Source organism: Microbacterium festucae (assembly GCF_025421715.1).
Taxonomy (GTDB): domain Bacteria; phylum Actinomycetota; class Actinomycetes; order Actinomycetales; family Microbacteriaceae; genus Microbacterium; species Microbacterium festucae.
Genome location: NZ_JAOEFC010000001.1, coordinates 708,611 through 732,357, shown reverse-complemented (window position 1 = coordinate 732,357; position 23,747 = coordinate 708,611). Strand labels below are relative to the sequence as shown.

Sequence of the window (23,747 nt, the reverse complement as noted above, 5' to 3'; positions counted from 1 at the left end):
AGGCACACGCTCTGGTGCGCCATGCGCCGGATCGGCGACGAGGCGGGAACCCTTCACGCAGTCGAGCGCGCGAGGGTAAATGTCTCGCGATCGGGAACCCGCGTTTTCTGCACGATCGTCTCTGACGAGGTGTTCGAGGGAAGGTCACCTATGGCGGTGATTGATCAGCTACGGCTCTTCGCACTAGTCGCCATCCGCCGGGGCGACCGCGGCGTCCACCTGATCACGGTGGACCACCGCCTGGATGTAGCGGAGGAGGGCAGCGAGTAGTGGCGCGATTGCTGGTTCCACTTCGTCGACCATGTTGGCGACCCGTGAAAGGTCATCGCCGCGCAATCGGAGCGCACCCGGTGACTTCTCGTCGGTGAGGCCACGCGCGATAGATAGGGCGATCTCGACCGCCGCGCCGCCTCTGCTGACGTCCGCATATGCGCTCAGCAGATGAAGAATCTCATCTGCCATGACCTGGCTCGTATCGCTATGGCTCCGGAAGTCGAGTTCTACACCTTTTGCGGCACGAAGGATGCACGCCTGGATGATCGGATCATTGAAGCGTCCAAAGTTCAAGGGGTCCAGCACGTAGCCGTGGCCCGGTACTCCGAAGAGCGCGAAGCGTCCGTCCGCTGAATAGCGGAACGTATGCAACACGGTCGCCATGGTGAAGAACACCTCGTCCTGCGTGGCAAGCTCATCGCTCTTCTTCGCCCGATCGTCCCAGAACGCGAAGTTCGGATTGAGGTCCAACGCCTGACCGGATGATGTCCCATAGTCCGACGCCGGCAACAGGACGAAGTCGTGCGCCGCGCCCTCGGCAGCGAGCTCCTCAATGCGGCCCTGCACCGCATCGAGGGTCCCCTCGGGGACCTGCTCGGGATCTCGTCCAGCCAGCTCGATGGACACGGAGCGGAGGGTCTCGAGTTCGAGAAGCCATGGGCTGTGTTCCCCGCGATCAGGCTCAGTCTCCACGCGCCATACGACATGTAATGGGTAGTACTTGGCGGTCCTTCCGTAGGTGAGATCACTAACGAGCGTGTCCCACGCCGCTTCACTTCGCGGCTTCGCGCACACCAGGAAGTAGTGGATGTGATCGTCGTGCAGTGACCGCAGTTGTCGGCTAATGTTTCGGACACTTCTGCCGCTCGCGATGGTCCCTCCGACGACGAAGGCGTGCCCGCCGCCCAACTTCTTCCCCTCGTCCAGTTCGCCGGGGCCCACGATCTCGACATTCCGTAGACCGACCTCCTCGCACGCAGTCTTCGCGAGTTCCGCGGTTGCATTCGAATCCGGATCTCCGAGGCTGATGATCCAACGCAGTTGGGCCGGAAGATGTCGCTTTAACTCCGCCATAACGCGAGCTTGGACCGGGTGCCCGGTGTCCTCAAGCAGTGGCGCGAGGGTGATGTTCATGACCCTCGCGTAGCCGGACTGTGCGTCTGTGGGGCGGGCGACGCGGATTGCACCCGAACCCCGGAACACGTCGATGAAGGAACGCAGGCGCCTGGACGAGTGGACGGCCTTCAACATCCGCGACGAGGCAGTAGCGGATTCTGGGACGAATTCCTCACCGAGGAGCTCGATCGTGATCTTCCCCTCCGCGCACATTGGGCAGTCGTCACTCCACGACTCGATCGGGTCAATCTTGTATTCATCGAGATCGTCGGGCTTGCGTCGGGTGAGATCGCACAGCACGGGAGACCTCGGCTCATCGCCCACGTAGAACAGCGTCATGATGTCGCCCTCGGCGATGCCGTACTCACCGCTGATGCTCGCCGCCATCGAGCCAGAAGTGCTCGCCGAAATGAGGATCAGAGGTTGCTCGCTGGGGTCAGGTGGGTTGAGCGCAAGCCGTTCGTAGCCGCCATAGCTGTCGACCGGCACAAGCGCGGTCGAACTGCCGAAGGAGGCCTGCAGAGCGGCGAGCGCGTACCCAACGCCGGCAATGGCGTTGGTGTCGACACAGATCCTGTGGTGTGGGCGGGACGCCGCCCAGGGGAGCAGCGCGGCGGCAACGAAAAGTGTGTGCGCGCTTCGCGCGACGACCGGTCCCGCCCGGAGGAAGTGCTGGGTGTGGGACCCGCTGGGCTTGGCATAGTGGAGGCCTGCATGAGCCTCCATCAGCCCGTGGCCCTCGCGGAACATCACACGAAGCCCATCCTGCCGAACGCGGTCAGCCACGGCTGAGGTGAGCAGGCCGTCGGCGTCTTCGTCGATCTGCATCCAGGCGCCCGACGAATTGAAGACGATGAGCCGCTGAGCGTCCAGCGCTGCAGCGTGCAGAAGGCGCTCCTTCAGGCGCTGGGAGTCTCGCACCTTCCGCAGGCCGTCGGCGGCCCACTCCGGTGCAATCAACCACAACTCTGAGGCGAGAGGATTCGTAAGGAAGAAGTCGCGAAGTTGATCCCCTAGTTTGAGCCCGGACAGTTCGTTCGGCGCGAAGACCACAACGATTGATCGACTTCGTCCCTCCTCCGGTACGACGTGCGTGGCGTAGATATACGTGTCGCCCGTCACCATGCCTCGAGCCTCAGTCATCGGATGCGACCTCCCACAGCGTCGCTGCGTCCGCTAACGGAGGGATCGGTAGCAGCAGCGTGATCGCGGTTCCGGCCACCTTCTGAGTGGGCCGGGGCTCGGCGACGTTGCCCCACCACATCGACTCCCGTTCGTCTGGACCATCGAAAGGGTGGCGGACGAAATCGCGTTGGATCTCGAAGCGCCCACTGCGGATCCGCGCGAAGCCGCCCAGGGCGCTCAGGAGGGACTGAACGCGCCGAAGGCCAAGACCGCGCATCGGTTCTCGAGTGCTACCGCCGGAGGTCATGCGAAGTGCGCGCAAGAAATATGTGAGCTCCTGCTGGGGGCTCTCCGGTCGGGTGATGTTCTGTCTTCGCAGCAGTGTCCCAGCCATCCCTGGCCCGGAGTCGAGCACCGAGACGCTGAGAAATCGTGCGGTGTGGCCCCCACTTTCGCGGGCTGAAGTGCGTGCGAAGTACTCCATGAGGCCGCGATTGTCTGGGTCTGACCGTGACAAGACATCGCGAGTCTGTGCGAACCCGCGCGCGTGCATCAACCGGACAGACTTCGGTAGCAGTTTGCCGTGCACCGATAAGCGGGCATGAAGATCGGTGTTCTGGAACAACTCGAACAGGACGACGCCGAGAGCGTGTCCGGTTGCTGCGTACCGGTCGGCCCAGTTCGGAGGCCGCTGCCCGCTCACTCCAAGAACTCGATGCCCGAACGGGTGTCGACCTCTCATTTGATGGACATCGGCGTGGGCACGTCCGGCGAAGAAGGGACGGGCCTGCTCATCGAGGTCCCCCCGCGGATACATGCCCCGCGGGGATCTGAGCGCGGGTTCGTGGTCGACGGCCATGACCGTGCGGTCAGTGCCGACCTCCACCCCGGATGCGATCTGAGGGACGTCCGACGACCAATGCCGCAGTGTGAAGGCGGCAAGAGCCTTGCACCTGTCGGTGACGTCAGCTCCATCCGGGCGTTGGATCTCATCTGCGAGCTCGATTGCGGTCATGAGGACTGCATTCCGAGAGAGCACCCGCGCTGCGTCCACGTCCTCGAGATCCAGATCGGTGATGAGGGTACTGGTAGCAGGATGAGTGCCCCAAGTAATCACTGCCTGCGCGATCGAGGTCACCGACAGGGCGTTCACGTACGACAACGATTTGGGAACCGAGAGTGCCGGCGAGCCACCTGCGGTGAGCTCGTCGATTATCTCCCTGGCGCGCCCGGCGCTCACTCGTCCGGGAACTCGAATGGCGGGGGGCATCATCTCTCTTTCGTCTGCGCAGACTCTATCGACGGTCCTGGGACTTGGTAGACGGCGAGGCTACGTATCTCCTCCTCCGGTTGGGACTGTCAAGGCCCGCCCGCGATGAAGGAAAGGGGGAAGCAGGGCACTGGGTGGAGATGTGAAGCAAGAAAGGAAGGGGGAAGCCGGTGTGCTGGGTGGAGATGTGAAGCAAGAAAGGAAGGGGAAAGCAGGGCACTGGGTGGAGATGTGAAGCAAGAAAGGAAGGGGAAAGCAGGGCACTGGGTGGAGATGTGAAGCAAGAAAGGAAGGGGTAAGCCGGGGGTGCCGGGTGGAGATGTGAAGCAAGAAAGGAAGAGGGGGAGCGGGGTGATGGGGTCACCGTGGAGTCTGGCCTTCTTGCCGCCATGAAGCGTGAGTTGGCGGCTCAGTCACCGATGCAACGTGGAGAGCGGCGCCGCCAACGAAAGTAGGCTCTAGCCGTGTACCCCGAGCTCAATCCCTTCACCCCGGGTTCTGGTTTACGCCCGCCGCGACTTGCTGGCCGTGACCGCGAAATCGCAGCATTCGATCTAATCGTCGCGAGGTCACTCGCGCGCCGTACAGATGCAAGCATCGTCCTGCATGGCTACCGTGGCGTCGGGAAGACCGTGCTCCTGAACGCGATGCGCACCCAGGCGGAAAATGCCGGTTGGCTGTGCATCGACGTAGAAGCGCAGCCATCGGATACGGGTGCGGTGCGACTGCGCCAGCAACTCGGTCGGAAGCTTCATGAAGCCGCCGAGCAGTTCAAAAAGGGAAAGGCGTACAGCGAAGCCGTCCGGAGAGCTCTAGGGACTCTGACCGGCTTCTCCCTGTCCCTTGGTGTGGTTTCGATCGAAACCGCTCGCGAGCCTGCTGGTCATCGCGCGCGTTCTGGCGTTCTCGAAGTTGATCTCGAGGAGCTTGTAGAAGACTTTGCGGACGCGCTTCGCGAGACTGGCTCCGCGATCGGGATCTTCATCGACGAGATGCAAGACGTCGACGATGAGATGTTGTCCGCGTTGCTGACCGTGCAGAATCGGGCTGGGCAGAAGGAGATTCCCTTCTACGTCGTCGGCGCGGGGCTTCCCACTCTTCCCGCACGACTTTCGGGGGCTCGTAGCTACGCTGAGCGGCTGTTCGATTATCGGCACATCGGAGCGCTCGCTGCTGAATCCGCTGTCGCCGCGATCAAAGAGCCGCTCATCCGCAACAACTTCCACATCGATGATGATGCTCTCGCGATGCTCACGCGCGATGCGAAGGGCTACCCATACTTCCTGCAACTCTTCGGTAGGGAAGCGTGGAACTTGACGGGGTCTCGTCTGATCGACGTGGATGTCGCTAGTCGGGCGCTCGCCTCCGCATACCAGAATCTCGACCAGGGGTACTTTCGGTCCAGTTGGGATCGTGCGGACGCCTCCGAGCGACGCGTCCTGCGATACATGGCCGCACAGGAGCAGCTTGACGAGTACGGCGTTGACGATGTGGCGGAGAACGTCGGCTTGTCCAGCCAGGCATTCGTCGGTGCGCGAGAGTCATTGACGAACAAGGGCGTGATCTTCACCTCGGGTCCAGGACGAATCGCCTTCACTACTCCTGGCATGCCCGGGCACGTCAAGCGACGATCAGAGCAGCTCGGATAGTTGCGTGGGCCCACACGGAATGTTTTCTCACCTCTGCTGACGCCTGTCGTCGTCGACGGTCGTGTCGGATGCCAGTGAACGCAACGATCAACTGCACCTGATCTGGCGCAGGTTTCCTGACGGCTCATACCTCACCCGGATGCCGGGATCCAGCCTGCGGGCCGGGTCCCGGCATCCGTCGTTCTCGACCCTCTCGAATTTGCTAGGGGTCGAAACAAAACCGTTACATTAAGGACTGTTACCGGTTACTTTCTTGCCTATAGCATCGACGACAAGCCGACGCGGGCTCGCCTCGGTTGTCCTTCACCAAGCAATGAAGCAAGAAAGGAATCGTCGACCGATGAGACGAGAACTGCGAAAGGCCGCTCTGGCCGCCGCTGCCGGCGCTGTCGCACTCACCCTCGCGCTGACGGGCTGCTCCGGATCCTCCTCCGGTGACAACACCGACTCGAGCGACCGCGTACTGCGCGTCTGGGCGGGTAGCCAGACGCCCATCACGGCGAACTTCAACCCGTTCGCCCCCACCGTGCTGCATGCCGCACTCGGCCCCATCTACGAGCCGCTGTTCTTCTTCAACAAGACCGGCGACGAAGCCCCCGTGGGCATGCTCGGCGACAGCTACGAGTTCAACGAAGACGGCACCGTCATCACCGTCACGCTCAAGGAGGGCGTGAAGTGGAACGACGGTGAGCCCTTCACCGCCAAGGACGTCGCCTTCACCTTCGAGTACCCGGGCAACGAGAACCAGTACTTCGTCTCGGCCGAGGCCACCGACGACACCACCGTCGTGCTCACCTACAACGAGCCGCAGTTCACCAACGCATTCGGCGTGCTCGGCTCGACCTGGATGCTGCCGGAGCACGTCTGGAAGGACGTCGACGACTTCGCCACGTTCACCGACGAGAACCCGGTCGGCACCGGCCCCTACAAGGTCGACACCGTCACCGACGCGTCGTACACCGTCGTCGCCAACGAGAACTTCCGCGACGAGGGCGTGCCCGCCATCAAGACGGTGCAGTACATCGGCATCGACGCCAACCAGTCGGCACAGGACCTGCTGGCCGCCGGCAAGCTCGACTGGACCGGCATGTTCATCCCGAACCCCGACGACGTGACCGCCAACGGCATCATCTCGACGATCAACACCCCGCAGGACCCGACGGTGCTCTACACCTGCGCCAACGCCGAGCTCGGCTGCACCGGTGCGCAGACCGACGTCGCCGTGCGCCAGGCGCTGAACCTGGCCATCGACCGCGGCACGATCACCGACAAGGCGTTCGTGGGCCTCGCGGCCACCATCTCGCCGGCCTACACGCTGATGCCGCGCGACGAGAAGTGGCTGGCCGACCCGGCCAACGCCGAGAGCCCCCAGACCGCTGACGCCGCTGCGGCGGGCGCGATCCTCGAGGCCGCCGGCTACACCAAGGGATCCGACGGGTTCTACGGCAAGGACGGCACCCCCATCGAGCTGTCGCTGACCTCGGTCGACGGCTGGACCGACTACAACGACGCCGCCAAGCTCATCTCCGAGCAGGCCGCGGCCGCCGGCATCAAGGTCAGCGCCTCCACGGTGCAGTGGCAGGAGTTCTCCGACGCACGTCAGAACGGCACCTACCAGCTCATCATGGGCGGCATGATCGGCACCTCGGTGGCCGACCCGTTCCAGATCTATAAGGACTGGTTCTCGGGTGGGGCGACCCAGCCGGTGGGCACGCAGCTCGACCCGGGCGACTGGAACTTCAGCCGCTACAGCAACCCCACCGTGGATGCCGCCGTCGACGCGGCCGCCTCGACCGACGACGAGGCCGCGAAGAAGGAGGCGTACGCGACGATCCAGACCGCGATCGTCAACGACGTGCCCTACATCCCGCTCGTCATCAACGCCACGCAGACCTTCTACAACTCGAGGGACTTCGCGGGCTGGCCGACGGAGGACGACCTGTACGCCTTCCCGCCCTCCTGGGGTTCGGTGGCTTCGGGCTACGTCCTGCAGCACCTGACGCTGAAGTAAACCGCACGACGGCATGACCACCCGGGGAAGCAGCAAGACGAGAGACGTGAAATGAAGTTCTACGCACGAAGGATCGGCTTCTACGCAATCACATTGTGGGTCGCCATCTCCCTCAACTTCCTGCTTCCCCGGCTCATGCCGGGCGACCCGGCCGACATCCTCATCGCGAAGCTGCAGCAGCGCGGCGAGGTGCCGGAGTCGACCATCAACAACATCCGACTGCTGCTGGGCTCCGACGACCAGACGTCGCTGTGGGACCAGTACTGGGGATACTGGGGGCGCCTGCTGCAGGGCGACCTCGGCATCTCGTTCTCGAAGTTCCCGACCCCGGTCACCGAGCTCATCGCCGGGGCCCTGCCCTGGACGATCGTGCTGGTGGGCCTGGCGACGATCATCTCCTTCATCCTCGGCGTCGGGATCGGCGCCTGGGTCGGCTGGCGCCGCGGCACCTGGGTCGACCACCTCGTCCCGGCCACGACGATCCTGCAGTCGATCCCCTACTTCTGGCTCGCGCTGATCATGATCTCGATCTTCTCGGTGGGCCTGGGGATCTTCCCGATCATCGGCGGCTACGACGTGTTCGAGTTCCCCTCCGGCCCCGAGCTGAGCTGGGACTTCATCGCCAGCGCCGTCTACCACGGCACCCTGCCCGCCATCACGATCGTGCTGAGCTCGGTGGGCGGCTGGCTGCTGGGCATGCGCAACATGATGGTCTCGACCCTCGCCGACGACTACATCGTCACCGCCGAGGCCAAGGGCCTCAAGCCCATGCGGATCCTGCGCACCTACGCCACCCGCAACGCCGCCATCCCCTCGGTCGCCGGCTTCGCGATCACCCTCGGCTTCATCGTGGCCGGGTCGATCGTCATGGAGCAGGTGTTCACCTACCCGGGCATCGGCAAGCTCATGTTCACCGCCGTGCAGAACAACGACTACGCACTCATGCAGGGCGTGTTCCTGGTCATCACCCTCACGGTGCTCGCCGCGAACTTCATCATGGACCTCGTCTACGGATTCATCGACCCGAGAGCGCGTCACAATGTCTGACTCCACCCGACTCGACCCCCGCGACCACGCGCTCACCGCCCCGGTCGCCGTCACCACCACCCTCGACACGCAGATCGAACGAGAGGATGCCAAGGCCGCACGGCGCGGCATCCGCCAGCTGCTGCCGCGCCGGTCGGCCAAGCTCATCATCGGGCTCGTCCTCGTGCTGGCCATCGTCGCCTTCGGCGTGCTGGCCCCGATGTTCGTGCAGGACCCGCGCTACAGCGGCAACGACGCCCTGCAGCCGCCGTCGGCGGAGCACTGGCTCGGCACGACCAAGCTCGGCTACGACGTGTTCGCCCAGCTCGCCTACGGCACGCGGGGCTCGCTCATGGTCGGCATCATCGCCGCCCTCATCGCCCTCACCCTCTCGATCGTCTTCGGCATCCTCGCCGGCTACATCGGCGGCTGGGGCGACGAGGGACTGTCGCTGGTGACGAACATCATGCTCGTCATCCCCGGCATCCCGCTGGCGATGGTCATCGCCACCTACTTCCCGAGCCGGTCGTGGCTGCTCGTGGCCTTCGTGCTCGGCATCACCAGCTGGGCGGGATCGGCGGTGGTGCTGCGCGTGCAGGCGCGCTCGCTGCGCAGCCGCGACTACGTGGCGGCTGCCCGCGTGGCCGGCGAGAAGCCGGCGCGCGTCATCCTCGTCGAGATCCTCCCCAACCTGCTGCCGCTGCTGGCCGCGCAGTTCCTGTTCGCGATCATCTTCGCCATCCTCGGCGAGGCGGGCCTGTCGTACCTGGGCCTGGGCGCCACCGACTCGATCACGTGGGGCACGATCCTCAACGACGCCCAGACCGGGCAGGCCCTCGGCACCCGGGCGTGGTGGTGGTTCGTGCCGCCGGGCATCATGATCGCGCTGCTGGGCGCCGGCCTGTCGCTCATCAACTTCTCGATCGACGAGATCATCAACCCCAAGCTGCGCCTCACCCCCGAGAACGCGCGTCGGGTGCGCAAGGCCAAGGAAGCCGGCAAGGGCGTCGAGGTCGAGGCCGCCGAGCTGGCCGCCGCAGAGCAGGCGAACGCAGAGACCGCCACGACCTCCACGACCTCCACCGAGGATGCCGAGAAGAACGGAGTCCGCGCATGAGCGCCGCCACCGCGCACGAGCCCGTGCTGACCGCGCGCAACGTGTCGATCGAGTACGAGGTCGACCCGCCGGTGAAGGCGGTGCGCAACGTCTCGCTCACCCTCAACCGGGGGGAGATCCTCGGGCTCGCCGGCGAGTCCGGCTGCGGCAAGACGACCCTCGCCTACGGCATGAACCGGCTGCTGAAGCCGCCGGCGCTGATGACCACCGGCGAGGTGATCTTCCACGACCGCTCCGGGCAGGACATCGACGTCGTCGCCCTGCAGGACGACGGCCTGCGCCAGTTCCGCTGGGACAAGATCTCCATGGTCTTCCAGGGCGCGATGAACTCGCTCAACCCGGTGATCAACGTGCGGGCGCAGCTGTTCGACGTGTTCGACACGCACCGCCCCGGCATGAGCAAGGCGCAGAAGACCGCGCGCAGCCGCGAGCTGCTGGCGCTGGTGGGCGTGGACCCCGACCGGCTGAGCTCGTTCCCGCACGAGCTGTCGGGTGGCATGCGCCAGCGCGTGATGATCGCGATGGCGCTGGCCCTCGACCCGCAGGTGATGATCATGGACGAGCCGACCACGGCCCTCGACGTGGTCGTGCAGCGCGGCATCATCCGCGAGATCATGCGCCTGCGCGAGAAGCTCGGCTTCGCGGTGATCTTCATCACCCACGACCTGCCGATGCTCATCGAGATCTCCGACCGCATCGCGGTGATGCTGCAGGGTGAGATCGTGGAGCAGGGGACCGCCGCGCAGATCTACCGCGACCCGCAGCACGAGTACACGAAGAAGCTGCTGTCGAGCTTCCCGAGCCTGCGCGGCGAACGGGGCGACTTCGTGCGCACCGGCGCCGGCATCGGCACCCCGGGCGCAGCCGTCGCAGCGAAGGAGGACGCACGATGAACACCGGCACCCTCGAGGCCCGCGGGCTCGTGAAGGACTTCCGCCTCCGCAGCGGCCTGCGCACCTCGACCCTGCACGCCGTGAAAGACGCGTCGTTCCTGCTCGAGCCGGGCAAGACCATCTCGCTGGTGGGCGAGTCGGGCTCGGGCAAGTCGACGATCGCCCGCATGATCGCCAAGCTCGAGACCCCCACGCGCGGGCAGGTGCTGCTCGACGGCGCCCCCACCGGGCGCAGCGGCCGCGCGCTGGCGGCCTACCGCTCCGACGTGCAGATGGTCTTCCAAGACCCGTTCGCCTCGCTGAACCCGTTCCACTCGATCGCGCACCACCTCGAGCGACCGCTGAAGATCCACCACCCCGAGCTGTCGGGCGCACAGGTGCGCGCCCGCGCGATCGAGCTGCTCGGCCGCGTGCGGCTCGGGGAGGAGATCGCCGACCGCCGGCCCCACGAGCTGTCGGGCGGTCAGCGCCAGCGCGTGGCCATCGCCCGGGCCCTGGCCCCCGGCGCCCGGTTCATCGTGGCCGACGAGCCGGTGTCGATGCTCGACGTCTCCATCCGTCTGGGGGTGCTCAATCTCCTCGCCGACCTGCAGAGGGAGGATGATCTTGGTGTGCTGTACATCACCCACGACCTCGCCACCGCGCGCCACTTCAGCGACGAGATCCTCGTGATGTACCACGGCGACATCGTCGAGCGCGGCGCCGCGGATGACGTCATCCTCCGCCCCCAGCACGCGTACACCCGTACACTGCTGAACGCCGCCCCCGAACCCGAGAACCTCGGCAACCTCCGAGAAGAGGTCCGACGCGAACTCGCCGAGGCGGCTCGGAAGGGCTGATCGTGACCATCGCCGACCCGGGCACGCCCACGTTCCTGCGTGCCCACAACGACCGCACCGCGCTGCGCCTGCTGCTCGAGCACGGGCCGCTCAGCCGTTCCCGGCTGGGTGAGCTCTCGGGCATGTCCAAGCCCACCGCGAGCCAGATGATCCTGCGCCTCGAGCGGGCGGGGCTCATCGAGAAGGTCGGCGAGACGGCCGGAAGCCGCGGCCCCAACGCGGTGCTCTACGGCGTGCGCCGCGACGTCGTGACCGGCGTGGCCGTCAGCATCCTCGGCGACGAGATCGCCGCCGTGGTCGTCGACGCGCTCGGCACCGAGCACCCGGTGGCCCACATCGCCGTCGCCGGCGAGCAGCGCTCGCCCGAGCGCGACGTCGACCGCGCCCTCGACGCGGCGTGCACCGCGGCCGGCATCGCCCGCGACACCGTGAGCATGATCGCCATCGGCGTGCAGGCGGCCGTCGACGCCAAGCGCGACGAGCTGTCGTTCACCGACACCCTGCCGGGCTGGCCGCAGACCGGCGCCCACGCGCTCATCTCGGGCTCGACGGGGCTGAGCGTCGTGCTCGGCAACGACGTCAACCTCGCCGCCATCGCCGAGCGCGCCTTCGGCGCCGCGCAGGACGAGCCGAGCTTCGTCTACTTCTGGATCGGCGAGGGCCTGGGCCTGGGCATCGACGTCGACGGCATCGTGCAGCGCGGCGCCGGCGGCGGCGCCGGCGAGATCGGCTACCTGCCGGTGCCCCCGGCCGCCCTCGAACTGGTGCCGGGAGCGCGCGACCTCACCGACCTGCTCGGCGCCGCCGCCGTCGTCGCCCTGCTGGGCGGCGCGCCCGGCGCAGACCTGCGCGACGTGCTCGCGGCCACCCCGCTCACCGACGACCACGTCGCCGCGCTCGCCGAGCGCATCGTGCTCGCCCTCACCCCGGTGCTCGCGCTCCTCGACCCGGCGGCGATCGTGCTGGGCGGGCCCACCGGCATCGCCGGCGGCGACGCGCTGGCCGCCGTCGTGCAGCAGCGCCTGGCCGTCATCGACGACGCCCGCAGCAGCGTGCGCCCCGCCAGCGCCCACACCGCCGTGCGGATGAGCTCCACCGGACCCGAGCCGGTGCTGCGCGGCGCCGGCCGACTGCTCGTCGACCACATCCGCGCCCGCCTGGAGGACGGCATCCTGCCGGCCTGACCCGCCCCGCCCCCTGCCCGCGGCCCCCGACCCACCCCCGCGGTGCCCGACCCACCCCCGCGGCGTGCTCCCGCGCGCCCGAACGACCCCGCACCACCCGCGCACCGCGTGCGCACCACCTGAGGAGAACGACCGCATGAAGCTCGCCATCGTCGGCGGAGGATCGACCTACACCCCCGAACTCATCGACGGGTTCGCGCGCTACCGCGACGTGCTGCCGCTCGAAGAGATCCGGCTCGTCGACCCCGATCCGCGCCGGCTCGAGCTGGTGGGCGGCATGGCCACGCGCATGCTCGCCCGTGCGGGGCACCCGGCGCGGCTGGTGGCCACCCCCGACCTCGTCGCCGGGGTGACCGGCGCCGACGTCGTGCTGCTGCAGCTGCGCATCGGCGGGCAGGACGCGCGCCACCAAGACGAGACGTGGCCGCACGAGGTGCACTGCATCGGGCAGGAGACCACCGGCCCCGGGGGCCTGGCCAAAGCCCTGCGCACCGTGCCGGTCGCGCTCGAGATCGCCGAGGCGGTGCGCCGTCACGCCGCCCCGGGCGCATGGCTCATCGACTTCACCAACCCGGTCGGCATCGTCACCCGCGCGCTGCTGAACGAGGGCCATCGCGCGGTGGGCCTGTGCAACGTGGCCATCGGCTTCCAGCGGCGGTTCGCGGCGATGCTGGGCGTCGAAGCGGATGCCGTGAGCCTCGGCCACGTCGGCCTCAACCACCTCACGTGGGAGCGCAGCGTCGCCGTCGACGGGGTCGACGTGCTCCCCGGCATGCTGCGCGAGCGCCTCCCCGACCTCGCCGGCGACGTGCACCTCGATCCCGCCCTCATCAGCGGGCTGGGCGCCGTGCCCTCGTACTACCTGCGCTACTACTACGCCCACGACGAGGTGCTCGCCGAGCAGCAGCACGATCAGTCGCGCGCCGAGGCGGTGCGGGCGATCGAGAACGAGCTGCTCGAGCTGTACGCCGACCCGTCGGTCGACACCAAGCCCGAGGCGCTCGCCCGCCGCGGTGGCGCGTTCTACTCGGAGGCGGCGATCGAGCTCATGCTGCAGATGGCCGGCGCCGACACCCGGCCCCGGGTCGTGAACCTCCGCAACGACGGGGTGCTGCCCTTCCTGCCCGACGACCACGTCATCGAGGTGCCGGCGCGCTTCGAGGGTGGCCGGTTCGTCGCCGAGCCCGTCGCCGCCCTGCCCGACGACATCGCCGGCACCATCGCCGCGGTGACCGGCTACGAGCGGCTCGCCCTCGACGCCGCAGTGCACGGCGGTCGCGACCGGGTGCTGCGCGCCATGCGCGCCCACCCGCTCGTGCTGCAGCACGACCGCGCCGAGAAGCTCACCGACCTGCTGCTGGCCGCCAACGCGCCCTTCCTGCGGTGGGCGTCGTGACCACCCCCGTGCTCGTCGCCGTCGACGGCGGCGGCACGAAGACCGACGCCGTCGCCCTCACCCCCGACGGCGAGATCGTCGGCCGGGCGCGCGGCGCCGGCTCCAGCCCCCACTTCGTCGGTCTGGTCGGTTCGGTGGCCGTCGTCGACGCCCTCGTGCGCGAGGTGGCCGGGGCCCATCCGGTCGCCGCCGCCGAGCTCTACCTGTCGGGCCTCGACCTGCCCGTGGAGGAGGAGAGCTACCGCGCCGCGCTCGCCGGCCGGGACTGGGCCGGCGACGCGCTCGTCGACAACGACCTGTTCGCGGTGCTGCGCGCCGGCACCGACGAGCCCGATGCGATCGCCGTCGTGTGCGGCTCGGGCGTCAACGCCGTCGGGGTGCGCGGCGACGGCGAGCGGGTGCGCTTCGCGTCGCTGGGCGAACTGTCGGGCGACTGGGGCGGCGGCTATGGACTGGGCGCCGCGGCCCTGTGGCACGCGGCGCGGGCCCTCGACGGACGCGGCCCCGCCACCACGCTCGTCGAGGCCATCTGCGGTCGGCTCGGCGCGGCATCCGTCGACGAGCTCATCGAAGACCTGCACTTCGAGCGCCGCAGCCACGACGAACTCACCGCGTTGCCGCCCGACATCTTCGCGCACGCCGCGGCGGGCGACGAGGTCGCCGGGCAGATCGTCGACCGGCAGGCCGACGAGGTGGTCGCCTATATCCGGGCGATCGTCGGGCGACTCGAGCTGTCGGACGCCGCGGTGCCGGTCGTGCTCGGCGGCAGCATCCTGCGTGCGGGCCACCCGCGGCTCGAGCAGCGGGTGCGCGTCGGCATGGCCGCCCTCGCCCCCCGCGCGCGCATCGTGCGCCCCGACGCCCCGCCGATCGCCGGCGCGGCCCTGCTGGCCCTCGACCACGTCGGCGCCCCCGCCGCCGCGCACGACCGGGTGCGCGCCGCCCTCGGCTGACCCCCGCGGTGCGTCGCGGCGTGTCCAGGTCGCATAACTCAGGCAGATTGTGCCCTCGGGGCGCCTGTGGGCGGCTGGATCGGCCGATCTGCCTGAGTTATGCGCCGGGGGCGTGGCGCGCGGTGACGCCGGGCGCCCGGGGCGGGGGGCGCGGCGAGCGGTGACGCCGGGCGCGCGGGGCGGGGCGGATGAGGTTGTCGATGTTGGAGTTCGCGCCGGTGGGGAAGGGCCAGGTCGCATAACTCAGGCAGATTGTGCCCTCGGGGCGCCTGTGGGCGGCTGGATCGGCCGATCTGCCTGAGTTATGCGCCGTGCGCGGCCGGCGCCGCGGGCGCGGCGGCGGGCGCGGGGCGCCGGCGGGCGAGGCGGGCGACGCCGGCGGCGGTGAGCCGGTCGCCGATGAGGATGCCGAGGCCGACGCCCGCGAAGCACGAGGCGATCGTCATGACGAAGAACCCGATGAGGGCGATCGGCGTCATCGTCCACAGGTCGAACGACTGCGCAGCGAGGATCGGGTAGACGATCGCCACCAGCAGCGCGCCCGCCCAGTACTGCCACGTGCGCCATGACCGGTACAGCGCGACGAGGAAGGCGAGCTCGGCGAAGAACGCCCACCAGACGGCCGCCCCGAGGTACGGAAAGGCGACGAGCCCCGAGATCAGCCCGACGAGGATGCCGGCGAGGGGCCGCTCGAGCAGACGCAGCGCGACCGTCGCCGGCAGCAGCCACAGGCCGGCGAGGGCCACCGAGATGAACGGCACCACGGCGTAGAGGGCGGTCGAGAGAGCTCCGGCGCCCCACAGCAGCAGGCCGCCCGCGACGCCGATGGCCGCGCAGGTGAGCAGGTAGGTCGTGGTGACGCGGTTCACGCCTGCGCTCCCTGCTGGGCCTGCTGCGACTTGGGCGCGGGGGAGGCGGCGCCCACCCGCCAGTAGCCGACGAAGCTGATCACGGACTTGTCGACGCCGCCGGCGACGAGGTGGCGGCGGGCCGAGGTGGGCAGCGACTGCTCGCCGACGATGAAGTAGTGGGTGCCCGCGGTCTCGACGGGAAGCTCCTGCAGGGCCGCCAGCGCGAGGCTCCCGGGCGTCTGCGCGTCGCGCACGAGCCAGCGCACCTCCACACCGGCGGGCGCATCGACGGGGAGCACGTCCTCGGCCGAGGGGGCCTCGATCAGCACGATGCCGGTGGCCGACGCCGGCAGCGAGGCGCACACCCCCGCCACGGCGGGCGCACCCGTCTCGTCGGCGACCAGCACGACGCGCGCGGTGCCGCGGGCGGGGTTGAAACCCAGGCCCTCGTCGATGATGACGACGCTCTCGCCGGGCTCGGCCGCCGCCGCCCACCGCGAGGCGGGGCCGGCGGTGGGCCCGGTGCCGTGCAGCACGAAGTCGACGTCGATCTCGGCCCCGGCCTCGGCCGTGGCGGGGCGGAAGGCGCGCACCGTGTAGTTGCGCATCACGGGTCGGACGCCCTCGGGGATGCGCAGGTACTTCAGGTAGCCGAACAGCTTGTTGGCCTTCGCGGGGATGCGCTCGAGGCCCTCGTCGCCGCCGAGCGGCAGGAAGATGCGGAACCACTGGTCGAAGCCCATCGCCTCGAAGCGGTCGATCTCGCCGCCGCCGAGGGTGACGCGCATCCAGTGCGGCGACAGCTGCCGGCTCCGCAGCACCTGCAGGTGCAGCAGCTGCGGCGAGCGGGGCTTGACGAGGTTGCTGTAGCGGGCCATCGGGCCCCCTTTCGGTCGGCGACGAGTGCGCTCTAGCGCAGGGTCCAGGGGAAGAAGAACCAGGCGATCACGATCGTGACCGCCCACATCAGGGCGACGAAGACGGTGTCGCGGCGCCGCCACGGCACGAGGTGGCGTTCGGTGCGCTCGGCGTGCGCGCCGAACGCGCGCGCGTCCATGGCCAGGGCCACACGCTCGGCGTGGCGGATGGCGCCGGCCAGCAGCGGCACGATGTAGCCCCACCACCGGGCCAGGGCCGCGAACGGTCCGCGGCCGCCGTGCGCGCCGCGCACCCGGTGGGCCTGGCGGATGACGTCGAGCTCGTGCCCGAAGCGGGGCACGAAGCGGAACGCGGCCAGCGCCGTGTAGCCGATGCGGTAGGGCACGCGCAGCTGCTGCACGCTCGCGCGCACCAGATCGGGGCCGTTGGTCGTGAGCCCCGCCAGCAGCGAGAGCGCGACGATCGCGGCCAGGCGCAGGCCGGTGGCGAAGCCGATCTCCACGGCCCCACCGTAGAGGGTCCAGGCGCCCAGCTGCGCCACCGCGACCGAGCGGTCGACGCGGTCGGCATCCGTCCACAGCGACATGCTCAGCCCGAGCACCGCCGCCGCGACCGGCAGCGCCACGACCAGCAGCGCCAGGAGGCGCGGGGTGACGCGCGCGCCGATCAGCAGCACGACGTAGGCGAGGGCGAGGAAGGCGAGCGGGGTGGCCAGGTCGCGCACGAACACCAGCAGCACGATCGCCGGCACCGGGGCGGCGAACTTGGCGAGCGGGTTGAGGGCGTAGAGGAAGCGTCCCGGTGCGTGCACCGACACGTAGGGGTCGACGACGGCGGTCACTCCGCGCCCCCCGGCAGGTCGTCGACGCGGGTGACGCCGGCCAGCTGCGGATGCCGGGCGAGTCCCTGCAGTGCGCGGCGCAGCGGCGGCAGCCGCAGCCCGGCCGCGCGCACGAGGGTCTCGTCGGCGAACACCTCGGCGGTCGCGGCATCGGCGACGATGCGTCCGTCGCCGACGACGATCGTGCGGTGGGCGTACTCGGTGACCAGCTGCATGTCGTGGGTGACGACGAGGATGGTGGTGCCCGCCTCGTTGAGCTCGCGCAGCAGGCCCAGCAGCTCTTCGGCGCGGGCGCGGTCCTGCCCGAACGTGGGTTCGTCCAGCGCCAGGATCGGGGCACCGGCCACGAGCGCCGTGCCCACCGACAGTCGCCGCTTCTGGCCGCCGGAGAGCAGGAACGGGTGCACGTCGGCCTTGTCGTCGAGGCCGAAGCGGCGCAGCACGTCGTGCGCGCGCTCGCGCACCTGCTCATCGGGCAGCTTCTGCCGGCGCAGGCCGTGGGCGAGCTCGTCGAAGACGGTGTGCGCGATGAACTGGTGCTCGGGGTTCTGGAACACGAACCCGATGCGCCGCGACAGTCCGCGCAGGTCGGCACGCGCGGGGTCGACCCCCTGCGGCCCGCCCAGGCGCACGCGCCCCTTCGGCACCGGGATCACCCCGGCGATGGCCTGCAGCAGCGTCGTCTTGCCGGCCCCGTTGGCCCCCACGATCGCGACGAACTCGCCGGCGTGCACCGTCAGGTCGATGCCGTGCAGGATCTCGGTGCGCCGGCGCGTGACGTCGAGCCCGCGCACCTCGACGACGGGTGCGCGATCGGATGCCGGTGCGCCCGGCCCCGACGTGACGCCGGGCCCCACGACAGCAGCCCCCACCGCAGCGGCTCCCACCTCAGCGCCCGCCGGGTCGTCGGCCGCCTCGAGGGCGGCGGTGAGCTCGTCGGGGCTGAGGGGGAGCGGGTCGAGGTGCCACCCGGCGCGGCGCAGGCGGAGCGCTGCCAGCGTCGACACCGGCAGCCACACGCCCATGTCGTGGAGTTCGTCGGCGCGGCGGCGCAGCACCTCGTCGACCGAGCCGTCGGCCACCGTGCGCCCCTGCTGGTCGAGCACGACGACGCGGTTCGTGATCGACACCACGGCGTCGAGGTTGTGCTCGACCAGCAGGATCGAGCGCTCGCCGGCGGCGACGACCTCGCCGAGGGTCGCGTAGACCTCTTCGATGCCGGCCGGGTCGAGGTTGGCGGTGGGCTCGTCGAGCACGAGCAGCGGCGAGCCGAGCGCGAGCGCGCACGCGATGGCCAGGCGCTGGCGCCCGCCGCCGGAGAGGCGGTCGGGGTTCTCGGCGCGGCGCTCCCACAGGCCCACGCGGCGCAGTGCGTCTTCGGCGCGGGCGAGCACCTCGGATGCCGGCAGCAGCAGGTTCTCGGGTCCGAAGGCCACCTCGTCGAGCAGCGTGCCGGTGACCAGCTGCGCGTCGGGGTCCTGGAACACCATGCCCACGTGGGTGCTCAGCTGCGCGACCGGCGTCGACGCGGCATCCAGCCCCGCCACGTGCACCGAGCCGGTCACCGTCGCCGGCACCGCCTGCGGGATGAGGCCGTTAAGCGCGAGCGCGAGGGTCGACTTGCCCGACCCGCTCGGCCCGAGCAGCAGCACCACTTCGCCGGCGCGCACCTCGAAGCTCGCCGACGCGGGGGTGGGGGTGGGGGCGCCGTCGTGGGCGATGCCCAGCTCGCGCACCCGCAGGAGCGGGGCGGATGCCGGCGTGGCCGAGAGGTCGGCCGCGGCGGGCGAGGCAGCGGTCACGGGAGCGTCCAGAGGTCGGGTGCGGAAAGGCGGAAGCCTCTCCTAACTTAGCCCTGCCTAACCTGGCGTCCCAACCCCGGTTCGGGCGGGTGCTCCGCGCGCGGTCAGCGGCGGGCGACGCCGGCGCGGCGCAGCGCGGTGCCGATGGCCAGGGCCAGCGCCGTCCACGCGACCGGACCGGCCACCGAGAGCACCAGGTAGGCGATCTGCGCCCACGGCGGCAGCGCCGAGAGGTGCGCGACGAAGAAGACGACGACGGCGACGAGCACCCCGATGATGCCGCCCGAGATGAAGAAGCGCCACGGGCCCCACGCGCGGTAGCGGGTGAGCGCGGCCACACCCTCCTGGATGGCGCCGAACAGCAGTGCCGTGCCGATGAAGCGCCCCGCCCACGCCGGGTTGAACGCGCTGGCCACGAGGGCGGCGACCAGGTGGGTCAGGATCGCCACGAGCGGGCGGCGCAGCACCTCCTGCGCGATGATGCCCGGCAGCACGTGCGAGCCGAGCAGCAGCCCGTAGGCGAAGGGCGCGGTCGCCAGGACCACGGGGGTGAGCACGCCCGCGATGCCGCCGACCAGGCCGGTCGCGACGCCGATGGCCGCGCAGACGAGCAGCACACGGGTCGGAAGTCGGGATGCCGTGGCCACCGCCCCAGCCTACCGGCGGCGCCCGGTCATCCCCGGCGCCGGCGCCGGGTCAAACGCACCCCCGGCAGGGGCGGGGCGGGGATGCGCTCGGCGCCGTGCCCGGGCACGCTGCCGAACCGCTCGTCGCCCGCCTCCCACGCCTCGCGCGCCGCGACGATCTCCTCGTGCGAGCGCCCGACGAAGTTCCACCACATCACGATGTCCGACTCGAACGGCTCGCCGCCGAGCAGGAACACGACGGCATCCTCGTCGGCTTCGATCACCACCTCGCTGCGCGCGATGCCGAGGTACAGCAGTGCCAGGTCGGCCACGGCCACCGGCTCGTCGCCGGCGTGCACGCGCACCGTGCCGGTCACGCCCACGAGCGCATGCTCCCAGTCGGCCGTCAGCGGCAGCGTCACCCGGCTGCCCGCCCGCAGCGCGATCTCGGCGCCGACGATGGGGGTGTGCATCGTGGCGGGGGAGCGGATGCCGGCCAGCTCGCCGACGACGACGGTCGCCGTCGCACCGCCGCCCAGCTCCCGCACCGGCAGGTCGGCGTGACGCTCGAACGCGCGGTCGCCGTGGCGCCGCGCCTCGGGGAGCGCCACCCACAGCTGCAGCGCGTCCAGCGGCACGGCATCCTCGCCGACGGAGTACTCCGAGTGCGCGATGCCGGCGCCGCTGGTCATCAGGTTGAGCACGCCCCGGCTCACGACCACGTCACTGCCGATCGTGTCGCGGTGGCGCACCTCGCCGACGAACGGCCACGTCACCGTCTGCAGCCCGATGTGCGGATGCGGTTCGACCCGCATGCGGGTGCGCTGCGGCCCGAAGCGGTCGAGGAAGCACCACGCGCCCACCATCGGCAGGTCGCGCTGCGGCAGGCTGCGGTGCACCGACATGCCGCGCACGCCGCCCAGCGGCACCTCGCGGGCCTCCAGCAGCAGGCGGCGCGGGCCGTCGCAGTCGGCCGGAGCCTCCTGCGCGGGAGGGTCGGCGTCGAGGCGGGTCACCGCCGCCTCTCAGTCGTTCGGGGCGTCGACGTCGTCGCTGCCGGCGGCGTCGGAGGTCGGACGCCACACCACGGCGAGGCCGGGCACGTCGGTGTTCTCGAGGTAGCGCACCACGAACGGGCATACCGGCACCACGATCTCGCCGCGCTCCGCGGCATCGGCCAGCGCCGCCGCGACCAGGGTCGTGCCCAGTCCGCGGCCGCCGAAGGCCGGATCGATCTCGGTATGCGCGTACACCTGGCGGCCGTGATCGTCGGGCTCGAACTCGGCGTAGCCGGCGAGCACGTCGTCGAGATGGATCTCGTAACGGCTCTTCTCGTCGTTGCGCGTCACAGTGGGGGTCGAGGCCTCGGTCACGGGGGCTCCTCTCGTCGCTGGTCCCACGCTACCCCGCCGTTCGTCGCGCCGGTCGTGCCGCTCGTCGCACGGTGCCCGCGGCGACCGGTTCCGGGGGCGGGGGAGTTCGTACCGTGGGGGCACGCAACGATGCGTCCCCACGAGGAGATCCAATGACCGCACCTTCGTCGCGCCGCGGTCGCGGCGCCGCGCTCGACCCGGCATCCGCCGACGGCGTCGAGCCCGACATCACCACCGACCCCGACCTTCCCCCGGTGTCCCTCACCCCCGAGGAAGACGCCCGGGACACCCGCTGGACGCCGCTGAAGATCGCCGTCTGGATCGTCATCGCCCTGCTGGGCGCCGTCGCCTGGACCATGCTGGCGATCGTGCGCGGCGAGACCGTCAACGCGATCTGGTTCGTCTTCGCGGCGGTCTGCACCTACCTGATCGGCCACCGGTTCTACTCCAAGGTCATCGAGCGCTACATCACGCGCCCGAACGACAAGCGGGCGACCCCCGCCGAGGTGCGCGCCGACGGCAAGGACTACGTCCCCACCGACCGCCGCGTGCTCTACGGCCACCACTTCGCCGCGATCGCCGGCGCCGGCCCGCTGGTGGGCCCCGTGCTCGCCGCGCAGATGGGCTTCCTCCCCGGCACCATCTGGATCATCGTCGGCGTCGTGTTCGCCGGCGCCGTGCAGGACTACACGGTGCTGTTCTTCTCGATGCGCCGCGGCGGGCGCACGATCGGTCAGATGGCCCGGCAGGAGCTCGGCAAGATCGGCGGCACCGCCGCGATCATCGCGTCACTGCTGATCATGCTGATCATCGTCGCCATCCTCGCCCTCGTCGTCGTCAACGCCCTCGGCGAGAGCCCGTGGGGCGTCTTCTCGGTGGCCATGACCATCCCGATCGCGATCTTCATGGGCATCTACCTGCGCTTCCTGCGCCCGGGCAAGGTCACCGAGGTCTCGATCATCGGCTTCGTGCTGCTGATCGCGGCGATCATCGGCGGCGGCTGGGTGGCCTCCACCGAGTGGGGCTACGCGATCTTCCACCTCGACCGCGAGGTGATCGCCTGGGGCATCATCGTCTACGGGTTCGTCGCCGCCGTGCTCCCGGTGTGGCTGCTGCTGGCCCCCCGCGACTACCTGTCGACGTTCATGAAGATCGGCGTCATCGTCATGCTCGCCGGGGCGATCGTGCTGGTGCGTCCCGAGATCACGGTGCCCGCCATCACGGTGTTCGGCGAGAACGGGCTCGGGCCGGTGTTCTCGGGGCCCTTGTTCCCCTTCCTGTTCGTCACGATCGCCTGCGGGGCGCTGTCGGGCTTCCATGCGCTCATCGCCTCCGGCACGACCCCGAAGCTCATCGAGAAGGAGCGCCAGACCCGCTTCATCGGCTACGGCGGCATGCTCATGGAGTCGTTCGTGGCGATCATGGCTCTCGTGGCGGCGCTGTCGATCGACCAGGGCATCTACTTCGCGATGAACTCGCCCGCCGCCCTCACCGGCGGCACGGTGGAGGGCGCGGTGGCGTTCGTGAACTCGCTGGGCCTCACCGGCTCGCCGATCACCGCCGACATGCTCACCTCGACGGCCGCCAACGTGGGGGAGGAATCGGTGGTCTCGCGCACCGGCGGTGCCCCCACCCTCGCCCTCGGCCTGGCGCACATCATGCAGCAGGCCCTCGGCGGGCAGGCGCTCATGGCGTTCTGGTACCACTTCGCGATCATGTTCGAGGCGCTGTTCATCCTCACCGCCGTCGACGCCGGCACCCGCGTGGCGCGCTTCATGCTGCAGGACTCGATCGGTGCCTGGGTGCCCCGCTTCCGCGACGTCACGTGGCGTCCGGGCGTGTGGATCTGCACGGCGATCATGGTGGCCGGCTGGGGCGCGATCCTCATCCTGGGCGTCACCGATCCGCTGGGCGGCATCAACACGTTCTTCCCGCTGTTCGGCATCGCCAACCAGCTGCTGGCGGCGATCGCCCTGGCCGTCGTGCTGGCGATCGTGGCCAAGCGCGGGCCCCGGTTCGTGAAGTGGCTGTGGATCATCGCGGTGCCGCTGGCCTTCGCCGCGGTGGTGACGATCACGGCTTCGGCGTACAAGATCTTCTCGCCGGTACCCTCGATCGGCTACTGGGCCAACCACATCAAGTACCGCACCGCGCTGGACAGCGGCGACGACAGCCTCGGCCCCGTCGCCACCGTCGAGGCGGTCGTGCGCAACACGGCCGTGCAGGGCACCCTGTCGATCGTGTTCGTGACGCTGGCGATCGTCGTGATCATCACGGCGCTCATCGTCACCATCAAGGCGATCCGCGCCGGCGGCGGGGAGAACACCGAGGACGAGCCGGTGGCCTCGCGCCGCTACGCACCCGCGGGGCTCGTGCCGACCCCCAGCGAGCGTGCGCTCGACAAGCAGTGGGAGCCGCTGCTGGAAGCCGAGCGGAAGGAACTCGCCCGCCGTCACTGACGGTAGGTGGGCGTGCCATGCAGAACTCCTCCACTTTCCACGCCGCGGGCGCCGGACCGGCCCC

The 23,747-nt window shown here is 69.7% G+C and carries 19 protein-coding genes; 10 read left to right on the top strand and 9 right to left on the bottom strand.

What is annotated here, in order from left to right:
* Positions 1–183: 183 nt before the first annotated feature.
* The gene (locus tag N3K63_RS03190; protein WP_261578537.1) at positions 184–2,514 is read right to left on the bottom strand and encodes a hypothetical protein; all 2,331 of its coding nucleotides are present in this window, start codon (positions 2,512–2,514) and stop codon (positions 184–186) included.
* Positions 2,515–2,524: 10 nt separating this feature from the next.
* Positions 2,525–3,754, bottom strand: coding sequence for a hypothetical protein (locus N3K63_RS03185; RefSeq protein WP_261578536.1), 1,230 nt, complete (start codon positions 3,752–3,754; stop codon positions 2,525–2,527).
* A gap of 494 nt (positions 3,755–4,248) precedes the next feature.
* Here N3K63_RS03185 and N3K63_RS03180 point away from each other — a divergent pair, with 494 nt between their 5' ends.
* The 9 genes from N3K63_RS03180 to N3K63_RS03140 all read left to right on the top strand — a co-directional run bounded on the left by N3K63_RS03180 (position 4,249) and on the right by N3K63_RS03140 (position 14,852).
* A complete protein-coding gene (locus tag N3K63_RS03180; protein WP_261578535.1) occupies positions 4,249–5,433 on the top strand; it encodes an ATP-binding protein in 1,185 nt (394 codons plus the stop codon).
* A 340-nt stretch (positions 5,434–5,773) separates the two neighbouring features.
* Positions 5,774–7,444 (top strand): ABC transporter substrate-binding protein, encoded by a 1,671-nt coding sequence (locus tag N3K63_RS03175; protein ID WP_261578534.1) that lies wholly within the window; start codon positions 5,774–5,776, stop codon positions 7,442–7,444.
* 51 nt (positions 7,445–7,495) lie between these two features.
* A complete protein-coding gene (locus tag N3K63_RS03170; RefSeq protein WP_261578533.1) occupies positions 7,496–8,491 on the top strand; it encodes an ABC transporter permease in 996 nt (331 codons plus the stop codon).
* Positions 8,484–9,587, top strand: a complete 1,104-nt coding sequence (locus N3K63_RS03165; RefSeq protein ID WP_261578532.1) for an ABC transporter permease — start codon at positions 8,484–8,486, stop codon at positions 9,585–9,587. The genes N3K63_RS03170 and N3K63_RS03165 overlap by 8 nt, the downstream gene beginning before the upstream one ends.
* A complete protein-coding gene (locus N3K63_RS03160) occupies positions 9,584–10,480 on the top strand; it encodes an ABC transporter ATP-binding protein (protein WP_261578531.1) in 897 nt (298 codons plus the stop codon). The genes N3K63_RS03165 and N3K63_RS03160 overlap by 4 nt, the downstream gene beginning before the upstream one ends.
* Entirely contained in the window at positions 10,477–11,319 is an 843-nt protein-coding gene (locus N3K63_RS03155) for an ABC transporter ATP-binding protein (protein ID WP_261578530.1), read from the top strand. Before N3K63_RS03160 ends, N3K63_RS03155 begins: the two co-directional genes overlap by 4 nt.
* Before the next feature lie 2 nt (positions 11,320–11,321).
* Complete coding sequence (locus N3K63_RS03150; RefSeq protein WP_261578529.1) at positions 11,322–12,503, top strand: ROK family transcriptional regulator; 1,182 nt, start codon at positions 11,322–11,324, stop codon at positions 12,501–12,503.
* A gap of 136 nt (positions 12,504–12,639) precedes the next feature.
* The gene (locus N3K63_RS03145; protein WP_261578528.1) at positions 12,640–13,899 is read left to right on the top strand and encodes a 6-phospho-beta-glucosidase; all 1,260 of its coding nucleotides are present in this window, start codon (positions 12,640–12,642) and stop codon (positions 13,897–13,899) included.
* Complete coding sequence (locus N3K63_RS03140; RefSeq protein WP_261578527.1) at positions 13,896–14,852, top strand: N-acetylglucosamine kinase; 957 nt, start codon at positions 13,896–13,898, stop codon at positions 14,850–14,852. Before N3K63_RS03145 ends, N3K63_RS03140 begins: the two co-directional genes overlap by 4 nt.
* A gap of 302 nt (positions 14,853–15,154) precedes the next feature.
* Here the strand turns inward: N3K63_RS03140 and N3K63_RS03135 are convergent, their stop codons facing one another.
* The 7 genes from N3K63_RS03135 to N3K63_RS03105 all read right to left on the bottom strand — a co-directional run bounded on the left by N3K63_RS03135 (position 15,155) and on the right by N3K63_RS03105 (position 21,224).
* Positions 15,155–15,721, bottom strand: coding sequence for an ECF transporter S component (locus N3K63_RS03135; RefSeq protein WP_261578526.1), 567 nt, complete (start codon positions 15,719–15,721; stop codon positions 15,155–15,157).
* Entirely contained in the window at positions 15,718–16,581 is an 864-nt protein-coding gene (locus N3K63_RS03130) for a siderophore-interacting protein (RefSeq protein WP_261578525.1), read from the bottom strand. Before N3K63_RS03130 ends, N3K63_RS03135 begins: the two co-directional genes overlap by 4 nt.
* Before the next feature lie 32 nt (positions 16,582–16,613).
* Positions 16,614–17,423, bottom strand: coding sequence for an energy-coupling factor transporter transmembrane component T family protein (locus tag N3K63_RS03125; protein WP_261578524.1), 810 nt, complete (start codon positions 17,421–17,423; stop codon positions 16,614–16,616).
* On the bottom strand, positions 17,420–19,225 hold the full coding sequence (locus tag N3K63_RS03120) for an ABC transporter ATP-binding protein (protein WP_261578523.1): 1,806 nt from the start codon (positions 19,223–19,225) through the stop codon (positions 17,420–17,422). Before N3K63_RS03120 ends, N3K63_RS03125 begins: the two co-directional genes overlap by 4 nt.
* A 104-nt stretch (positions 19,226–19,329) precedes the next feature.
* Positions 19,330–19,872: an ECF transporter S component gene (locus N3K63_RS03115; protein ID WP_261578522.1), complete on the bottom strand. Its 543-nt coding sequence runs from the start codon at positions 19,870–19,872 to the stop codon at positions 19,330–19,332.
* Positions 19,873–19,898: 26 nt separating this feature from the next.
* Positions 19,899–20,867: a pirin family protein gene (locus tag N3K63_RS03110; RefSeq protein WP_261578521.1), complete on the bottom strand. Its 969-nt coding sequence runs from the start codon at positions 20,865–20,867 to the stop codon at positions 19,899–19,901.
* A 9-nt stretch (positions 20,868–20,876) separates the two neighbouring features.
* Positions 20,877–21,224 carry a GNAT family N-acetyltransferase gene (locus tag N3K63_RS03105; RefSeq protein WP_261578520.1) on the bottom strand — a complete coding sequence of 116 codons (348 nt, stop codon included), beginning with the start codon at positions 21,222–21,224 and terminating at the stop codon, positions 20,877–20,879.
* A 152-nt stretch (positions 21,225–21,376) separates the two neighbouring features.
* On the opposite strand from N3K63_RS03105, the gene N3K63_RS03100 reads away from it, so the two are divergent.
* Positions 21,377–23,683 carry a carbon starvation CstA family protein gene (locus N3K63_RS03100; RefSeq protein ID WP_261578519.1) on the top strand — a complete coding sequence of 769 codons (2,307 nt, stop codon included), beginning with the start codon at positions 21,377–21,379 and terminating at the stop codon, positions 23,681–23,683.
* Positions 23,684–23,747 lie beyond the last annotated feature (64 nt).